The sequence below is a fragment of the Paenibacillus sp. NMA1017 genome (genome assembly GCF_058895805.1).
This window is the reverse complement of the sequence record NZ_JBZXYR010000001.1, coordinates 662,764-681,142: the sequence shown is the minus strand read 5'-3', so window position 1 is coordinate 681,142 and position 18,379 is coordinate 662,764. Positions and strand designations below refer to the sequence as shown.

The window sequence follows — 18,379 nt, the reverse complement described above, 5'->3', positions numbered from 1 at the left end:
AACCTACGAATCAAGGACAGTCTCTTTTTATTCGCGTAGTCTGTGCTTCGGCAAAACATTTCGTTCCACCGAAGTAACGCCGGGAGGCAGTAGCGGATCAGGATTCCAAATAAATTTCATCAATGGATACATGGCGGTCCCTAGACAAATCTACATATTCATCATCGTTAATTCTTACTAAGGGTCTGAAGTAATCAGCAGGATTGTTCAGAATTATCGTTCCTGTCTGACCTGTAGTCAACAGAACCTGCTTATTAATGAAATTAGGAAGCATGTGTCTGATGAACACTTGGGTAGCTTCTGGGTTTAGATGTCCAAAACTCATGCTGTGCAGCTCGCGTAATACGGTGAGTAGCTCCTGCTTCGTCTGATACACACGATTGGAAATCATCGCGCTATATACGTCGGCAATAGCTGTTATGCTGGCAAAAGGATGAATTTCTTCCTTGAACAGACCATGAGGATATCCACTTCCATCTTCACGCTCATGATGCTGCAAGGCGACAATTGCAGAAATCTCATCGCTGGTTGAATTGCGAATAATATCATAGCCATATAGCGAATGCTTCTTCATTTCATGAAATTCTTCAGGTGTCAGTTTATCCGGTTTGTTCAAAATTTCATCGGGTATCATGGACTTGCCTATATCATGTAAATATCCAGCTTTACCAGCGGCATATGCTTCTTCTTCCGTATATCCAAGCCATGTGGCAATGTAATATGACAGTACGCCTACTTGGAGAGAATGATTATAGGTATAGTGATCTCCCCGTTCCATAATTAACAGCAGAGATACGACATCTTTTTGACGAGCCAGCTCTGAAACGAGAGGGCCGAACAGCTCATCAACTCGATATTCATCAAATTTGCCAGTTGAGGAAGCTTCGAGAAACATGCTTTCAAAGCCACTGATCGTCTGCTCCATGAGAGGAACGGCACGTTTGAGGGACTCGGGGGAAGCTGGAACATCGGGGGCAAAGTCAACCGGAATGCTCGCAGAACCGGCATCAATGTCGATATAATCGACACCGTGCATAATGAGCTTGGAAATATCGTCATGCTGTAGCTCGGTGCCCTGAACCATGACAGGTACACCGTGCCCATTGTATGTATCGGATTTGAGGCGATCTCCCGGCTTGGCATCGGTAACGTGTACTCTCATGCGCTAACCTCCTTATTGTCGTAAATTTGTCGAAAATACGAAACAAACTTAATATATCAAGAATTATATGGGATGACAACGACTAATTTACTATTATTCCAAGCTGTAAAATAGGTCCTAGGAACCCGATTCCTATCAGATACCTACAGTAGATAACGTCAATACTTTTCACTATGTTTATAATATGAGATTGCCCAGAGACTACAGCGAAGCTTAAGGACTATGTCCATCCATATGTACCATATTGTTAAATAACATGATATGCTTAAACATTAGAAGCTCCAAAGTCGATATATAAAATATAGAGGAGGGCGGTTATGGAGATGACGACTCGGCAAACGTTGACCATTTTGCATACCAATGATATCCATAGCCATTTTGGCAGTATGCCTTCGATAGCCGCGATGATTAATGAACGAAGAGCTGCATTAGGGGATGCGCTACTTGTGCTTGACATAGGAGACCACATGGACCGGATGGCCCCCGAAACGGAAGGAACGCTCGGTGGGGCAAATGTGGATGTGATTAATCTAACAGGATACGATGCAATTACGATCGGTAACAATGAGGGACTGACTTTTACCCCGGATATCATTGAACAGGCATATGCGGGGATTCATTGTCCGGTCGTATGCGGCAATATGACAGAGCGTGCCACGGGGATGAGCCCTTCGTGGATGAAGGAATCCCTTATCGTAGACAAAGCAGGAATCAAGGTCGGTTTACTCGGTGTGACGGCCCCTTTTGTAGAATTTTATCAATTGCTGGGCTGGGATGTGCTCAATCCGTTTGAGGTGCTGGGGAAGCAGATCGCGGCACTGAGAAAGCAGGTTGATGTTTTGGTCGTGCTGTCCCACCTGGGTCTACCTTCCGATAAAAAATTAGCGTCGCAGTTTCCTGAAATTGACGTTATCCTTGGGGGGCATACCCATCATGTGCTGGAGGAACCGCTTTGGATCGGAAAAACAGCTTTATGTGGGGCGGGTAAGTTCGGAACGCTGCTGGGTGAAGTGACGCTAAGTCGTAACAATAGCCTTGAACCGTTTCGGGTTACGTCAGGCGGCGTAATTCCTGTAGATCAGACACTACTTGACGAAAAAGTGGCATCGGCCATTGTGGTGCATCGCAGACAAGCAGATCGTGCCATGGAGAGCACGGTTGCGGTAACGGATCGGAAACTGGAGATTGCATATGATCAGGAATCCCCTTTCGGGAATATGCTGGCACAATCGGTGTCCCATTTTACAGGAACAGAAATTGCCCTCGTCAATGCGGGACAACTGCTCGGCCCATTACCTCAAGGGGATATTAGCAAAGGAATACTACATTCCTTATGTCCTTCGCCGATTAATGCCTGTGTTATGAAGTTGCGGGGAAGAGATATTCGGTTGGCGCTGGAGCAGTCCTTGCTGCCTGAATTTACAGACAAGCCCATGACGGGCTTTGGCTTCAGAGGTAAAGTGCTTGGCACGATGTGCGTGGAAGGCTTGGCCATTCAGTATGACCCTGGCCGTGCTCCTTATGAAAAAGTGACGGACATTCGTGTAGCGGGTCAACCTTTGGAAGAACATGAGGAATACACAGTGGGCACGTTGGATATGTTCACTTTCAAAGCAGGTTATGAGGTGCTTGCGAACGGAACAGATCTCCGATTTATGCTTCCAGAATTTTTACGGGATTTGATTGAAATGGAGTTGAAGCGTCCGGGCGCGATGGAAGAATGTTTTGCAGCTAGGTGGCTTCAGGTATCAAAACAATCGGGAGAGGATTAAGCTGCGACTGGTACCTGTTACATTATTGAGAGCCGGCATGAAGCTGGGCAAAAAAATATACAATGAAAATGGAATGGTGCTGCTCTCGGAAGGTGTTGAGCTTACTTCGCGATTGATTGAACGTCTAGGCCAAGTCGGTATTGGATATGTATACATTGAGGATGCTGTGACAGAAGATATCGTCATTCCTGAGATGATCCATGAACAGACAAGGGCCGCGGCGCTACAGGAAATCAAAAAGCAGTTTCAAGGGTTGTCATCCTACTCCGTAGATCATAAGCACAAATATTTTGGCAAGTCATTTTATAAGGTGATGGAATCCATTCTGGACGATATAGGAGGCCGTCAGGACGCCGTCATTATGTTGATGGATATCGGGGCCGCGGATCAGGATTTGTATCATCATTCTTTGAACGTATGTTTGTATTCACTAGTACTTGGAATATCCAATGGCTACGATAATAATCAGCTCATGGAGCTGGGGATAGGTTCACTACTACACGATATCGGTAAAATGAAAATTTCACCTCAAGTACTCTATAAGCCGGGTAAATTGACGGATGAGGAATATGAGCATATGAAAACACACACGGTGATCGGCTACAAGCTGCTCAAAGACGAACCTGGGATTCCCTTGTTGTCGGCTCACTGTGCATTACAGCATCATGAGCGTATCGACGGCAGCGGATACCCACACGGTTGGAAAAAGGACCAGATCCACGAATATGCGAAATGGATTGGTCTGGCAGACTCGTACGACGCAATGACAGCAAGTCGGATATACAAACAGGCTTTGTTGCCTTATGAAGCGATGGAAGTGCTGTACGCCGGGGCAGGAACGTTATATGAGCAGCGAATGCTGGAAGCCTTTCGTGACTGTGTAGCTATTTACCCCCTGGGACTCTCTGTGGTGCTCAACACGGGGGAAGAGGGGGTTGTGGTGCGTATACATCCCAAAATCCCGCAAAGACCCGTCATTCGCATTGTAAGGGACCAGGATGGGCAGGAAGTGAAGGCACCTTATGATGTGGATTTGTCCGTATCCCTCTCGGTTATGATTACAAACACATTGGGCGCTACTGCCGCCCCTTTCGGAGGAGTACACGTAGATTAGCAGATGATGTGGAAGAAAGCATGCAGACACTTTACACATCATGATATGATAATTATACGTCTTTTGAGGTTAATAACAGAAATAAGGTGAAAACATAATGACAGTTCTACAAAATAACACGTTACCCCAAATATCGCCAACCTATGATCCGTGGGACCCGATTGTCTCACTGCGTACACATGGTCGTCATTTGCTTACGAGTGTGGAAATGACCGTAACGCATCTATGTAATATGCGCTGTGAGCATTGCGCTGTTGGCGACATGCTGGTTATGAAGGAGGCCCCTTTCCTGCCGTTAGACCTAATGCTGAAGCGTCTGGATGAAGTCGAGCATCTGGAGACGATCAGTATTACAGGCGGGGAACCTGCTTTACTCGATAAAACAGTGGATGAAGTGATCGTTCCACTGCTGAAATATGCCAAAGAGCGCGGTATTCGCTCGCAAATCAACTCCAATCTGACGTTAGATATTCGCAGATATGAGAAGATGCTTCCTTATCTGGATGTGATGCATATTTCGTTTAACTATTTGAATGCGGACGATTTTTATGAAGTGGGTTTTGCGAATACCGGACGGCCGACTCCACGTGCGGGTGCTGTTCGCTTGTATGAAAAAATGCTGGAAAATGCCCGTAGATTGAGTGAAATGGGGATGTTCATTTCAGCTGAATCCATGATTAATTATCGGACACACACGAAGCTGGAGGGCATTCATCAGTTGATCAACGAAATAGGATGCCGACGGCATGAGGTTCATCCAATGTACGCGTCGAATTTTGCCTCTGCTTTGCCTGTGCTTTCACTCGACGACATGCGGAACTCTATCCATAAGTTGCTGGATGTACGTAATCAGGACATGTGGATGTTGTTTGGCACATTACCGTTCTTTGCTTGTTCGGATCGGGAAGAAGACCGCAAACTGCTTCGCCGCTTGCGTCAGGAACCGAATATTACGGTGCGTAATGATCCGGACGGAAGAAACCGCGTGAATGTGAATATGTTCACGGGTAGCGTGTATGTGACGGATTTTGCAGACATTCCGGCTTTCGGAAACATTCAGGAAGACAGTCTGGACGATATTTTTGGTGAATGGCTGAATGAGCATCCGTTGAATCAGACTGTGAACTGTCATTGTGATGCCGCTGCCTGTTGTGGACCGAACCTGCTCGTGGCGGATATGTATTACAAAGGAATAGACTTTAAATCAAGAAAAGCATTACAATTATAGAAATGGGGAGTTCGTATTGGATGGTCATACCGAGTTTCATTGGGGATTGCTAGCTGTGAATCTCCTCTTGGTACTGCTGCTTGTCTTTCTAAATGGTGTATTTGTGGCCGCAGAATTTTCGCTGGTCAAAATGCGCCAATCCCGATTGACGCAGCTCCAAAGCGAGGGTCATCGCCTGGCAGGCTATGCGCTAAAGGTGAACCAAAAGTTGGATGCTTATCTGTCCGCCACCCAATTAGGCATTACGCTGGCTTCATTGGGCTTGGGTTGGATTGGAGAACCAGCAATATCCGGCTACCTGATAGAGCCACTCATGCACAAACTCGGTGTAACTGACGGTACCCTGATCACAACGATATCCGTTGTCGTCGGATTTTGCGTAATTACCTTTTTGCATATTGTATTGGGGGAATTGGCCCCCAAGTCTTTAGCGATTCAGAAGACTGAAGGTGTGGCGTTGTTTTTATCGGCGCCTTTACTGCTTTTTTATAAGGTCTTTCTGCCTGTGATCTGGGTATTGAATGCTGCGGCAAACTTGCTGCTACGTGCATTCGGCATTCAGCCGGCGAGTGAAGCCGAAGCGGCTCATTCGGAGGAAGAGATTCGGATATTGATGAATCAGAGCGCCAAAAGCGGTGTGATTGATAAGGACGAAATTAAGCTGATGGATAATATTTTTGATTTTTCCGACTTGCTTGCCCGTGAAATCATGCTGCCGCGTACAGATATGGATTGTTTGTATACGAATTTGTCGTTTAAGGAAAATCTCAAGATTATCAGCGAGACCAAGCATTCCCGCTACCCGGTAGCGGTTGAGGATAAGGACCAGATTATCGGTTTTGTCCATATTACGGATCTTCTGCTAGCTGAGCAGGGAGAGCAACTGGATCTGGCTTCGGTGGTACGGCCTATTTTGAATGTGCCAGAGTCTATGGAAGTGAGTCACGTGCTACGCCTTATGCAGAAAAAACATTCCCAAATGACTCTCGTGGTGGATGAGTACGGCGGAACGGCCGGGTTGCTGACAGCGGAGGAAATTTTGGAGGAAATCGTCGGGGATCTCTATGATGAGTTTGAGGATGAACGCCCAAGCGTGGAAATCAAGGAGAACTTCATCTCTGTGGACGGTCGTATGCTCATTGAGGATGTCAATGATTTGACTGGAGTGAATATTGAAGACGACGAGGTGGATTCCATCGGGGGATGGCTGTTCAAGGAATTGGAAGGCATTCCGGTGAAAGGGAAGAAAATTGAGTTTTATAACCTTACCTTTGAGGTGGAGGAAGCAACAAGGCTTCGCATCATGAGAGTGAAGATTCACCGCAAGCCTGAGCCTGTGATTGAAGATGAGCTTTCTACCGATTGATTCCTGATCTACAGATATAGGTAAGGTAAGATCAGTTCAGGTATGTAAGTTATTATAGAGTGCTGAAGAAAGAGCTTTTAGATCCACGTACCGTGGTTTTAAAGGCTCTTTTTTGATTAGAAACAGTTCTATAGTTATTTTCTTTGAACAATTATTTTTATCTGTGATTTTTTGTTCGAGACTTGGGCGATGCGGCATATGTTGAATAGTAAAGCAGATGGATCAATCAAAGGAGGTCCCGGCCCGTGAAATTTCCACAGCAAGGTGAGTATGCCCCGTTTATCGGCCCGTTCGATCCGTGTCCGCCCGTCCTGTGCAAGACTTATGTGCTTCCACCAAACTTATTTGTACAATTTCAGCCCCCTGGTCTACCGCAATTCAGTCCAGATGAGGCGCTGACGAAGGGGACGCTATGGCCTCTACTTTACAGCCCTTATGAGCCTATGAGAAACCAGGGGGGAGGCGAATAGAATGGAGAATCCAAAACAAGGTCAGTCTCCAAACCCATTCCAACAGCAAATTCAGTATGAGGGTGGGTATCAACAGCCGAATCCGTATCAAAGCCCTTATTCAAATCCATATCCATATCAGAACCAGTATCAGGGCCAAGCTCAGGACTATAGTCAAGCCGGAAATCCGGCCCAAGACTGCACGCCCCAAACCAAGCCGGGCGATGCTCAGTTTTATGCGTTGCTGGAGAAGCTCCAAGCGGTGGATTTTGTGTTGGTGGAGCTGAATTTGTATCTCAATACACACCCAGATGATTTACAGGCTATCGAACAATTCAATAAGCTGACGCAAGAAAGAACGGCGATTGCTAACGAGTATCAGATGCTATATGGGCCTTTACAAAATTTTGGTCGTGCCTATTCCAAGTATCCTTGGGAGTGGAGTCAATCTCCTTGGCCGTGGCAGGTATAGGTAGGTACAACCTTTTATAAAGGAGGAACATGAATGTGGGTATATGAGAAGAAACTGCAATATCCCGTACGTGTCAGCAAATGTGATCCTCATATGGCCAAACTGCTAATGGAGCAGTATGGTGGAGCGGATGGCGAGCTGGCAGCGGCATTGCGCTATCTGAATCAGCGATATACGATTCCCGATAAGGTGATTGGTGTACTGAACGACATAGGCACGGAGGAATTTGCGCACCTCGAGATGATTGCGACTATGATTTATAAGCTGACCAAGGATGCGAGTGTGGAGCAAATGAAGGCGGCTGGGCTAGGGGAATATTACGCAGCGCATGATCATGCGCTATATTATCAAAACGCAGGCGGTGTTCCTTTTACGGCGGCCTATATCCAAGCCAAGGGCGATCCTATCGCTGATCTCTATGAAGATATTGCAGCAGAGGAAAAGGCGAGGGCTACATATCAGTGGCTGATTGATCTGACAGATGATGTGGATTTGCAGGATAGTCTGAAGTTTCTGCGTGAACGTGAAGTGATTCATTCGCTGCGTTTCCGTGAGTCAGTTGAAATTTTGAAGGGGGAAAGAGACCGGAAGAAAGTGTTCTGAGAAAATGATACACGAGGTCTCTTGGTGAGCTTAAGCTTGCAGGAGACTTTTTTTCTTTTGAAGTAATAACGACCTTCCCCGGCGCGTCTTTCTTATCTCTATTGCTTCAGTTGTGCGAAATACTTCTCGTTATATAGCACGCTTGGATGGGTAGGATGGTGCAACTGAGCTATGCGATGATGCGATTTTGCCTTTTCGATGTCACCGATTCGGTCGTAACACAGGCATAATTGCAAGTGTGGAAACCAGGTATAATACGACGAATTGGTTAAGGCCATCACATCTTGTGGAGGCTCTATCAGCGTCGCCTGGCGAAACCAGTAAATGGCTAGAGCGTACTGTTCGTCTTCAATCAACAAATTGCCAAAGACACAGCAGAACTGGGCGCGTGGTACATCAAGGTTAAGTGTGCGAAGCAGAGCCATGCGCTGTTCCTGTTTTTGACCCTGGTGAGCGTAGCAACCCGCTAGCTTAAAGCAAGCAGCAATCCGATCTTCAATCCATCCGAGATCTAGCCCCAGATAGTGTGTGTACTGCTGGATGGCTTCTAGTATTCGTCCATTATCATAAAGTTCATTAGCGAAGTAGTAGTGATCTCGCTCAGAAAATGCGGTGCCCTGCTCCCGATGCTTGAGATATATATGCAAATTACGATCAGTGTAAGCGCGTGTCTTTTTATGAGTCACCGCCATATTACTGTGAAAGGTACTGCCTGTCACATTCAGAAATTCGTGAACAAATCCGATCCATCTGTAATTACGGTCTCGGCGTACAATCCGGTTTCTTTTAAGCTTATGCAGTGGCTGCCCCTGTTCATCTACAGATAGCACATAATCCATCGTAATGCTGTCATACGAGACGGTGGCTTGTTTTTTCCAGTTGAGAAATGCCAGTCGGTCTTGCTCTTCTAGGATGTCGTCGGCATCCAACCAAAATTGATATTCCTGTGTTGCTTGATCAAACGCATAATTGCGGGCTGCGGAAAAATCATCACACCATTCAAAAGGGTATATGCGGGCGTTGAACGATGCAGCTACCTCTTGGGTACTGTCGGTAGAGCCAGTATCAACGATAATGATTTCATCTACCAGGTCATGGACTGATTTCAGACAGGTATGAAGTGCTTCTTCTTCATTTTTGACAATCATACATAAGCTGACAGTTACCATGCTCTTTGTCCCTCCCAAAAAACTTAATATAATCTCCATTTTATGTAGGATAGCTTGCTCATTATGTAGTAATTCCGATGGATCGTTTAGAGGATGTGTGATGATCATAAATTCATCCTTGCTCTAATAAATTAGAAAATCAAAGCCTGATACGAAGGGGAGGAGATTATGCGGAATTCGAATTATCAAGTGCGACCGGGAAATAAATTTGATGGCTAAATGTAGTTGGAAAATGGGTAGAAAACCGAAAAAGAGTAGTTGTCTAGATGGTAAAATTGTATTTTTGTATTGATGTCGTTTTCATTGATATTTCCAGGTGTAAGTCCATTCATACCACGCTCACTCCCATATCGCTTGGTCGCAATTATGGTATGCCTTAGGACATGGAGGGGGAACGGTTATGAGGCTTCTACCTGATGGAGGCGTTGAATCATGCGTATACTAATCGGTAGCCCGGTGCACCAGAAGCCGGAGATATTGTCTTTATTTCTTCAAGCTTTGGAGCGACTGGAGGCACCTGACGTGCTGCCCGATTATTTATTTGTCGATGATAATGACAATCCCACTTCAAGCCAATGGCTTGCTGATTTTTCCAATCGGCTGCCGGGCAGGGTTTTGCCCTTGTTGACAGGCTCACAGCAAGTGGAGAACCGAAGTGATGAGCACACTCATTATTGGCCGCCTGCCCTCGTCTGGAAAGTGGCTGGCTTTAAAAATCGTCTTATTGATTATGCACTTCAGCATAATTATGACGCGCTGTTTTTGGTCGATTCAGACCTGATTCTCCATTCCCGTACCTTATGTAAGCTGGTAGAAGCGGAGAAGGATATTGTATCTGAGATTTTCTGGACACGCTGGCAGCCGGAGGGGCCGCTATTGCCTCAGGTGTGGGTTAGTGATGAATATAATTTGTTCCATCGTGAAGAAGGCGAAGTGTTGTCGGCAGAGGAGCGAGCGCAACGCGAGTTGCATTTCATACACCAATTGCACGTTCCTGGTTTGTATGAGGTGGGTGGTTTAGGCGCTTGCACCCTGATCCGCAGACGTGCACTGGAAGCAGGGATTCACTTTGGTAAAATCAAAAACGTTTCCTATTGGGGAGAAGATCGACATTTCTGTATTCGGGCAGCTGCATTTGGATTTCCACTTTTTGTCGATACACACTATCCAGCGATGCATCTGTACCGGGAAGCGGACAGAATGAAGGCGGAGCAGCTACTATTCACCCTAAAGTATTTTACAACGAGCGCTGTTCATAAAGACCATTCAGAACATTTAGCATATCTGGATCATTCCGATACTTCTACTAACTCTCCTGACTTCAATCGTTCTGCATCAGCAAGTCCCTCTAATTTCCCTGAACCTCCTGTTATACCGTATCATCTCCGTGAGTCAGCTGTCTTTGCCAAGTACAATGCAGATTCTTTTGCTGCACCACAAACGTTCTCTGGTCCACGACAAAGTGAACTTCATACGCCGCCTGTCTCCAAACCCAAATTGACGCTGACTATGACGGTATACAATGAGGCAGATCGCAAGCTCATTGACGTGCTGAGGAGTCATCGGGAATATATTGATGAAGCGGTCATTATTGATGATGGCAGTCAGGATGATAGCGGAGAGTTGTGCCGGGAGATCCTGAAGGGAATCCCATTGCGTTTAATACGCAATGAAACAGCTTCTTTTACCAATGAAGTGGAGCTGCGTAAGCAGCAGTGGAGAGAGACGTTGGCTTCTTTACCGGAATGGATATTAAACATGGATGCTGACGAAATGTTCGAACCCGGTTTTGCTCAAGGGGTACATTCGTTGTTAGCGGGAACGAAAGCGGATACGATTTGTTTCAGGTTGTTTGATATGTGGACTTCCACGCATTACCGCGATGATGATTATTGGCAGGCTCATCAGTATTACCGTCCTTTTTTAATTCGATATAAGGAAGGGTTCTCTTATAAATGGAAGGAGCAGTCCCTACACTGTGGGAGATTTCCCGAAAATGTGCTTGACCTTCCCAGTGAAATCAGCAACTACCGCATCCAGCATTGGGGATGGTGTACACCTGCTATTCGCATGGCCAAATTTCAGCGGTACCAGTTGCTTGATCCAAGTGCTCGTTATGGCTGGAAAGAGCAATATGAATCTATTTTGGACCCGAACCCCCGACTTACGCTCTGGGTAGATCAGGACAACATAAATGCAGAAAAAGAAACTGCACCAGAATATGAAGCTGCCCACCAGGTAAACGACATGGATGTTGCCGAGATTTCGAGTGTTCAGGTTATGAATAATTCCGATCTACAAATAAAAAGTGAAACAAAAGACGTACTTTATGGTAAAGGCAAGGAGAAAGGAGCGGAGCATGGTATGAAATGCAAACTGTGTGGCTCATCTGACACGGCAGTATTTCATAGCTATGAACGCTTTACCTTGATGGGATGCGGTTCCTGTGGATTGGTTTTTCGTAATGATGTGGATCATATACAGCCAGAGGATATGATTGCAAAAATTTATAATGCCGAATGGGTTGCTATGCGGGATAGTGCAGCAGCTTCAACTTATGGAGATCATGCCCTTTTTGGACTCATGCTACTGGATATGTTCAGTTCCGGTAAAGGAAAATTGCTTGAGATTGGATCAGGTACCGGAGAATTTATCCATGCTGCCCTTCAAGCCGGCTGGGATGCAGTGGGCATTGAACCTTCCATAGACTCGCGTGCTTACGCCAAACACAAATATGACGTGGATTTATTGCCGGGTTACTGGAACGGTGAAACCGAAGAAGATACTGAAACCGATGAAGCATGTGATATACAGGAATTGAATGAAGCACAAGAAATACAAGAAGCAGAAGAAGATACTGAATTACCACTGGATCATAAATACGAGGCCGTAGCATGCTGGCATGTGCTGGAGCATATTGCGGACCCTGTTGCATTTTTGACAGATTTACGCGAACAGCTTCAACCTGACGGGACGTTATATATTACAGTGCCCAACAAAAACTCGTTCACCAATGAGGCTTATGGCGTTTATTCACCTTTATTTACGGAGGAAGATCATTTATATCATTATTCTGAGCATACGCTGGCGCTCTTACTGGAAAAGTCTGGGTTGCGCTCGGTGGCTATGTTCACCCGCCAGCTTCCCTCTGGTTTGGATGCCTTGCTGCAAGCCCATCCTTTGTACGGTGATCTTGCCTTTACGGAGCAAATGGGATTGCTGGCTAAACTTCAAGGCGAGAAACGGGGTCATGAACTGTGCTGTGTCGCAAGAGTAATTTAATCATGCCCAAAAGGAGGCAGCATCCATGAACATGTCCGACCCGTATCTGTCTCGCTTTTTTGTATATTCTGATCCCAACTCCTCCAGCATAATTTACAGACTCCCCCAAAGCTGGTGGAGTCGCCCCTATGAGTATGAGTGGTGTCTCCAATTTATGTCCGGTCAAGATACAGTGCTAGACGCAGCATGTGGAATCCCACATCCATTCAAATTTGAATTGGCCCGCCGTTGCGCTCAGGTCTATGCCTGCGATCTGGATATACGGATCGTTTCCGTGGATGCCATCTTGGCCGAGGTGCGACGGGATATCGGAGAGGAGGCTGCCGAGCGCATTCAGGAGATTTTACCAGTTCGTCTCCACTCCGCACATGCCAATCTGACGGCTCTGCCCTATGAGGATGCCAGTTTTGACAAAATTGTATGTATTTCGGTGCTGGAGCATTTAACACCTGACGAATCTTTGGCAGCCTTACGTGAATTTCACCGGACCTTACGGGATGACGGAATGCTTTTGCTGACGTTCGATTACCCTACAGTGGACCTATCAGCGATGGAGCAATGGATAGAGCAGGCGGGATTTTCGTATTGGAATGGTGTGGATTTCAAGCTACCACAGGGTGCTTTACACACGGATATGTGGGGCGGTTTGCATTGTTTCAGGACTGTTTTAAAAAAATATAAGAGTTAGCGGTATGCGCAATGAGGTTTACACGGACCTCTCTTATTGCTTATCATGAGAGGGGTTAGAGTTGTAAACCTACATAGGAAAGGAATGACTGATAACTACATGAACAATGCACCTGTGTTGAAGAAACCTGAGGCTATGGTATTTGATATGGACGGTACACTTTTTCAGACGGAGACGCTATTGCTTCCTGCGTACCACAAGCTGTTTGATACGCTGCGCGCCGAAGGGCTTTATGAAGGAGAGACTCCTCCCGAGGAGCTTATTTTGAATAGTTTGGGTATGCTGCTGGATGAAATCTGGAGAAGAGTGATGCCGGAAGCCAGCGAAGCGGCCCACAGAAGAGCGGACGAGCTGCTGCTTCAGCTGGAACTGGAGGGATTGAAGAACGGAAGTCATGCCCTGTATCCACATGTAAAAGAAACACTCCAGGCCCTTCATGAGCAAGGTGTCCGATTGTTCGTAGCCAGTAACGGGCTGGAGGATTATGTAAAGGGGATCGCTGCTGCGTACGAAATGGTTCCCATTTTTGAAGGACTGTACAGCGCTGGGGAGTACAGCACGCTTTCCAAAGTGAATTTGCTGGAAATTCTGTTGAGCAAGCACGATATTTCAAATGTATGGATGGTAGGAGATCGTTCCTCAGATGTGGAAGCAGGCAAAAAGAACGGACAGACGGTGATCGGTTGTGCTTATGCGGGATTTGGTGTGAACGATGAGTTGAAGGGATCCGATGCGATTATTACAGACTTTACGCAACTGCTTACACTTTATAAAAACGCCGAGTAACTGTGAAACACAGGTAATTGGTTATAAATAGGCTCGACGCACCATATAATTAAAACATGCTGGTACTGTCGGGCAGACGAAAAAAGAAAGGAAGGCAGCCACTTTACGCGGAGCCTTCCTTTGTCTTATTCTCTGTCTTATTTTCTGCTTTATCTTCTGTTTTATCTTCTGCTTTGTGGTCCGTCTGAGGCTTTGGATTAATCTGAGTGTGGTAGACCCACAGGGCGTATTCCATGGGCTTGGCGATGGAACGGCGATAGGTATCTTTTTCTCCAATACGTGAAAATACCTCGCGGGCTGGTTTCGGGTTGACTTCCAGCACGTATATATGACCGTCCTTATTAATTGCCAAATCGAGCGCAAGCTCGCACAATGCCCCGTAGCTTTCTTCCAGATACGCAGCGATGTCCAGTCCGAGTTTTTCCCCTTGCTTGATGATTTTCTCTCTATGGCCCTCATCACGAATCCATTGCGTCAGCAATTGGTTCATCGGTACCGCCTTGCCTCCACCATGCAGGTTGGAAGTGACACTCCGATGTGCCCCGATTCGCCCGGCGCATCCGGTTAGCTCCCATACTCCTTGGCTATTTTTCTGTACCAGCATACGGTAATCATGGACCCTGCCATTCGGCAACTGCACAGGAATGCCTTCCTGAACAATGTAGTTATCCATGTTCCAACTGCTCAGACGCGGCTCCAGACGGTCTAGACGTACCCGCTGCTGGGGAATAATATGGCGTTTGCGATTGCGGCCTTCAATCAGATACAGGCCCCCTTGCTTGTTAACAGGTTCAATACGTAAAATGCCGCGTCCTCCCGTACCGTTAATCGGCTTGAGGTACACTAGTGAATTCTGTTTGAGCATCCGTTTTACACTATGAAATCCATTGAACAGCTCTGTTGCAGGCAAATGGGGGCGAAAGGCAGACCTTCTCGCAAGCTGCTGATGAATGACCCACTTGTTACTCAGCGGTCGGTTTAAATATACAAGGTCTGTGTATTGCAATCGGAACTGCTTCAACTGACGATATCGCTCACTGCGCTGTACCCGGCAACGGTCGAAAATCATATCTGGAAACTCTCGCCATTTTCGGGTCCATTTTCCGCTGTGTGGATCATAGATTTGGGCAAGGAGCAGCCTGCGATCCTTATGGACATCCGCAGGAGTGAATACATACATATCCAGCCCCAGCCTTTTCCCTTCTGCAATCATGCGCTCATATATGTCGCGTTCCTCCAATTGCTTCTTGTTGTTCAAATACAAGGTCATGATGCCTAGGACAGGTTTTGGCACAGCATTCCACCTTCCTCTGCCGTCTGCTTATCTTGGGATAACTCTCCGTGAAATATCAGCGTGGGTTTCCCAGTCGGTCCAGTCGTCATTTCATGCGCAACCAGTCCAGCGCGGAAACAGGTTTTGAGACTGGCCATATTGTCGGCGGCTACGCTGCACGTCAGACGGCGCAGCTGTTTGAGCTGGGCGGACAGCAGTCTAGCGCCCAGTCTGCGGCCCCGGTAAAGCGGACGAACAATTACGATGCAAGCATCCTTCCCGTAATTCAGAGCGAGGGAAAATCCCGCAATCCGCAGCCCCTTCTCCGTGCGCACATATGCGCACAGGAGGGAGGAACCAGGGGTGTTCAATTGCTCCGGCGTCAAAACAGCCAACTGCCGCAGAGCATTACGAGTAATGCGCATGCCCCCTGAGCTGCGGGCCAGAAACAGTAACTGTCGTCGTCTCAGCAGCCAGCTCCGGGCAGGCAAATGTTGAACATCGCTAATTTGCGGCATGATTCCACTTCCTTGATCATGATTTCATTCGTCCGGCCAAAAAGGAGCTGTACTGGAATATGCGTCTAAGCGACTTTTGGCGGATTTCCGGCTCGTCAAATTTCATCGGTTTGGCATTGGCCTCAAAAAACCAGAGGGTTCCGAGCGTATCCACGCCCAAATCCATGGACATTTCGCCATGAGAAAGACCGGATGCGCGTTCAATTTGTCGTGCAATCTGTATGGCCGTACTTTTAACTTTGTTCAGTAGATCCGTGCTGTCCTCAGGCCCAAACAGTGAGGACAGTAGCTTGAACGGGTCTTCTACACTCCCGCCACGCGGGACATGTGTGGTAATGCTCCCTTTACCCGCCAGTCTGGCACCGACCCCGGTTATACTCCAGGAGCCACGGATATTTTTTTGTACCAGGATACGCAGGTCGAAGGGTTTTTTCTGATAGGTTGCCAGATCGATACCCTGTTGAATGATATAAGGCGAGTTGCCCGCTTCCCGGCGGATACGTCCCCACAGCCGGGATAGCGATACAGATCTGTAGGTTACACTTTTTTTGTCATGCTGAATGGTCAGTCTGTAAGCCATTAGATGTTCCGGGCGGAATTTAAGAATCATAATCCCTTTTCCGGCCTTACCGTTTTCCGGCTTGAGATACAGGTATGGATACGCAGACAGCATTTTTCCTAAGGAAGACAGGTTGCTTAACCGTTTGGTTGCCGGAACAAGCTGACGAGTGGTTTCCGAGGTACGCAACCACTTGAACAGTTCCCATTTGTTAAAAAAGCCTGGATTGTACAGTTCAATGCCTGAAGCATGTGAAATTTCATCCAACTTTGTGCGCACAGAGGTTTTAAGTTCATAATTACGGTTAGGGATGCGATTATAAATGACCTGTGGAGGTGGAAAATTCTGTTCCTCCCACGTCTGTAAGCTCTTGTTGAAGACATAGCCCTTAACCGTCTCATCTGCCAGTTTCAGGTCCCTGACGGTAACAATGTACACTTGGTATCCCATCCGTGTTCCCGTTTCAAGAATATCCCTGAAATTGCGCTGATTACCCTTGAAAAATTGCCCTTCGTCGTGCACAGTCAATACAGCAACGACTGGCTTATGCTCCGCCCGGGTATTCATAGTTCCTCTTTTCTGCGGAATTTACTGAGGTAAAGACAGTGGTCCAAAATATGCTCCACGGATGCTTTACCCTCCGCACGCAACGATGGATGCTGAAAAATGGATCGGCCTGGCTTGGAGTTGGCTTCAAACATCCATACCTTTTCATCCTGATCAATACCCAGATCAAAGCCGATTTCACCCAGTAGATGCTGGTGGTGGTGTTCAATGGCTTCAGCGAGCGTAACTGCTACGTTCTTGGCACGTTGAAGCACTTCACCCGCCCGGTCTCCGAATACCCGGTTCAACGCCTGTTCAGGTGTCATAAGGGAGCCGCCATTTTTGATATGGGTCGTGACACTGCCACGTCCGGCTTTTTTGGCTCCAATGCCGACGACGACCCATTGATTATTTCCATTTTTATGCATGTGAAAGCGGAAATCAATCGGGCAATTGTCAATCTCAATCAGCTGGATACCCTGTTGAATGACATACCCCTTTAACATCTGTCCCTGATTGGAGTGAAGCATCCTGAGCATGGAGTTAAAAGAGGTGAATTTTAGCAATACATTGCTATTTTTCTTGCGGTACCTCACAAAATAGCCTTGCTTGGGAACATGGGACAGACGGTAGATTCCTTTACCGAGGCTGCCTCCACTTGGCTTGTAATAAGCAAATTGATGTCGCTCCAACATACCTCGGATACGTTCAGAGCTGGGATTCATATATGATTCAGGGACATAGCGGTTAACATCTGGATTATTTTCCAGCAGATTATAGATATCGGACTTATTGAAAAAGCTCCAGTTAAAGAAGGGAATTCGTTTGCGGGAAAAGCGTTCGCGTAGTTGATTGATCGCCGGGGAAAAATCAGAGCGTCGGCTCGGCAAACGGTTATAGATCACGTCCGGCAAAGGTACAAGTTTACGTGTGAATTCTCCGTTGGATGACAGAAAATAGCCGTTAATCGTATCATTTTGCCAGTTGATATCCCGAGGGGTGAAGGCAAAAATATAAGATTTTTTACTGCCTTCCTTCAGCAGTTGCTTAATAAAGCCTGTGCGTGATCCGAAAGGGCGAGTGGTGGAGCTGGTACCGTCAGACAGCACGCCAATCAACGGCCCTAGCTGTATATCCCCATCCAGATTTCGTAAATAGATGGACCCGCTTTTGGGAACACGGATTGCATTACGTAAGCCGGAGGTCAAGTATAGATGGCGTCCCGCCTTCTGAATTGGTTTTACTGTAGCGGGAATCTGATCCTTACCGAGCCGCAGACGAACGGACTTGGCTCCGGATAATTTAAGGCTTTTCAACAAGGCAGTGGATATATACGCCACCTTGTCGGGCTGCTGTGAGAAATGCACATTGCAATGCGTTAAACTCATCTGT

16 protein-coding genes are annotated in these 18,379 nt (G+C 46.8%); 10 read left to right on the top strand and 6 right to left on the bottom strand.

The features are described from left to right. Positions 1-97 precede the first annotated feature (97 nt). On the bottom strand, positions 98-1,162 hold the full coding sequence (locus AC5ELV_RS03235) for an HD-GYP domain-containing protein (protein WP_493429096.1): 1,065 nt from the start codon (positions 1,160-1,162) through the stop codon (positions 98-100). Between the two features lie 317 nt (positions 1,163-1,479). Here AC5ELV_RS03235 and AC5ELV_RS03230 point away from each other — a divergent pair, with 317 nt between their 5' ends. The 7 genes from AC5ELV_RS03230 to AC5ELV_RS03200 all read left to right on the top strand — a co-directional run bounded on the left by AC5ELV_RS03230 (position 1,480) and on the right by AC5ELV_RS03200 (position 8,166). Continuing rightward, the gene (locus AC5ELV_RS03230) at positions 1,480-2,934 is read left to right on the top strand and encodes a bifunctional metallophosphatase/5'-nucleotidase (RefSeq protein ID WP_493429095.1); all 1,455 of its coding nucleotides are present in this window, start codon (positions 1,480-1,482) and stop codon (positions 2,932-2,934) included. Further along, positions 2,888-4,048, top strand: coding sequence for an HD-GYP domain-containing protein (locus tag AC5ELV_RS03225; RefSeq protein WP_493429094.1), 1,161 nt, complete (start codon positions 2,888-2,890; stop codon positions 4,046-4,048). Before AC5ELV_RS03230 ends, AC5ELV_RS03225 begins: the two co-directional genes overlap by 47 nt. Before the next feature lie 97 nt (positions 4,049-4,145). Continuing rightward, entirely contained in the window at positions 4,146-5,276 is a 1,131-nt protein-coding gene (gene yfkAB / locus AC5ELV_RS03220) for a radical SAM/CxCxxxxC motif protein YfkAB (protein WP_493429093.1), read from the top strand. A gap of 16 nt (positions 5,277-5,292) precedes the next feature. Beyond that, entirely contained in the window at positions 5,293-6,642 is a 1,350-nt protein-coding gene (locus AC5ELV_RS03215) for a hemolysin family protein (protein ID WP_493429092.1), read from the top strand. 245 nt (positions 6,643-6,887) lie between these two features. Next, positions 6,888-7,112: a spore coat associated protein CotJA gene (locus AC5ELV_RS03210; protein ID WP_493429091.1), complete on the top strand. Its 225-nt coding sequence runs from the start codon at positions 6,888-6,890 to the stop codon at positions 7,110-7,112. A gap of 1 nt (position 7,113) precedes the next feature. After that, positions 7,114-7,563, top strand: a complete 450-nt coding sequence (locus tag AC5ELV_RS03205; RefSeq protein WP_493429090.1) for a spore coat protein CotJB — start codon at positions 7,114-7,116, stop codon at positions 7,561-7,563. Positions 7,564-7,596: 33 nt separating this feature from the next. After that, positions 7,597-8,166: a manganese catalase family protein gene (locus AC5ELV_RS03200; protein ID WP_061831696.1), complete on the top strand. Its 570-nt coding sequence runs from the start codon at positions 7,597-7,599 to the stop codon at positions 8,164-8,166. 98 nt (positions 8,167-8,264) lie between these two features. On the opposite strand, the gene AC5ELV_RS03195 is transcribed toward AC5ELV_RS03200, so the two are convergent. Then, positions 8,265-9,335, bottom strand: a complete 1,071-nt coding sequence (locus tag AC5ELV_RS03195; RefSeq protein ID WP_493429089.1) for a glycosyltransferase family 2 protein — start codon at positions 9,333-9,335, stop codon at positions 8,265-8,267. A gap of 432 nt (positions 9,336-9,767) precedes the next feature. Here AC5ELV_RS03195 and AC5ELV_RS03190 point away from each other — a divergent pair, with 432 nt between their 5' ends. The 3 genes from AC5ELV_RS03190 to AC5ELV_RS03180 all read left to right on the top strand — a co-directional run bounded on the left by AC5ELV_RS03190 (position 9,768) and on the right by AC5ELV_RS03180 (position 14,091). Beyond that, a complete protein-coding gene (locus AC5ELV_RS03190) occupies positions 9,768-12,617 on the top strand; it encodes a methyltransferase domain-containing protein (protein ID WP_493429088.1) in 2,850 nt (949 codons plus the stop codon). Positions 12,618-12,642: 25 nt separating this feature from the next. After that, positions 12,643-13,305: a class I SAM-dependent methyltransferase gene (locus AC5ELV_RS03185; RefSeq protein ID WP_493429087.1), complete on the top strand. Its 663-nt coding sequence runs from the start codon at positions 12,643-12,645 to the stop codon at positions 13,303-13,305. An 84-nt stretch (positions 13,306-13,389) separates the two neighbouring features. Next, a complete protein-coding gene (locus tag AC5ELV_RS03180; protein WP_025717655.1) occupies positions 13,390-14,091 on the top strand; it encodes an HAD family hydrolase in 702 nt (233 codons plus the stop codon). Positions 14,092-14,194: 103 nt separating this feature from the next. Here AC5ELV_RS03180 and AC5ELV_RS03175 read toward each other — a convergent pair whose 3' ends face one another. From AC5ELV_RS03175 to AC5ELV_RS03160, 4 genes are read right to left on the bottom strand one after another with little or no spacing between them, the layout of a single operon-like run. Continuing rightward, a complete protein-coding gene (locus tag AC5ELV_RS03175; protein ID WP_493429086.1) occupies positions 14,195-15,385 on the bottom strand; it encodes a YheC/YheD family endospore coat-associated protein in 1,191 nt (396 codons plus the stop codon). Next, entirely contained in the window at positions 15,367-15,882 is a 516-nt protein-coding gene (locus tag AC5ELV_RS03170; protein WP_061831701.1) for a GNAT family protein, read from the bottom strand. The genes AC5ELV_RS03175 and AC5ELV_RS03170 overlap by 19 nt, the downstream gene beginning before the upstream one ends. A gap of 16 nt (positions 15,883-15,898) precedes the next feature. After that, the gene (locus tag AC5ELV_RS03165; RefSeq protein ID WP_493429085.1) at positions 15,899-17,008 is read right to left on the bottom strand and encodes a YheC/YheD family endospore coat-associated protein; all 1,110 of its coding nucleotides are present in this window, start codon (positions 17,006-17,008) and stop codon (positions 15,899-15,901) included. Next, positions 17,005-18,375, bottom strand: coding sequence for a YheC/YheD family endospore coat-associated protein (locus AC5ELV_RS03160; protein ID WP_493429084.1), 1,371 nt, complete (start codon positions 18,373-18,375; stop codon positions 17,005-17,007). Before AC5ELV_RS03160 ends, AC5ELV_RS03165 begins: the two co-directional genes overlap by 4 nt. Positions 18,376-18,379: the final 4 nt, after the last annotated feature.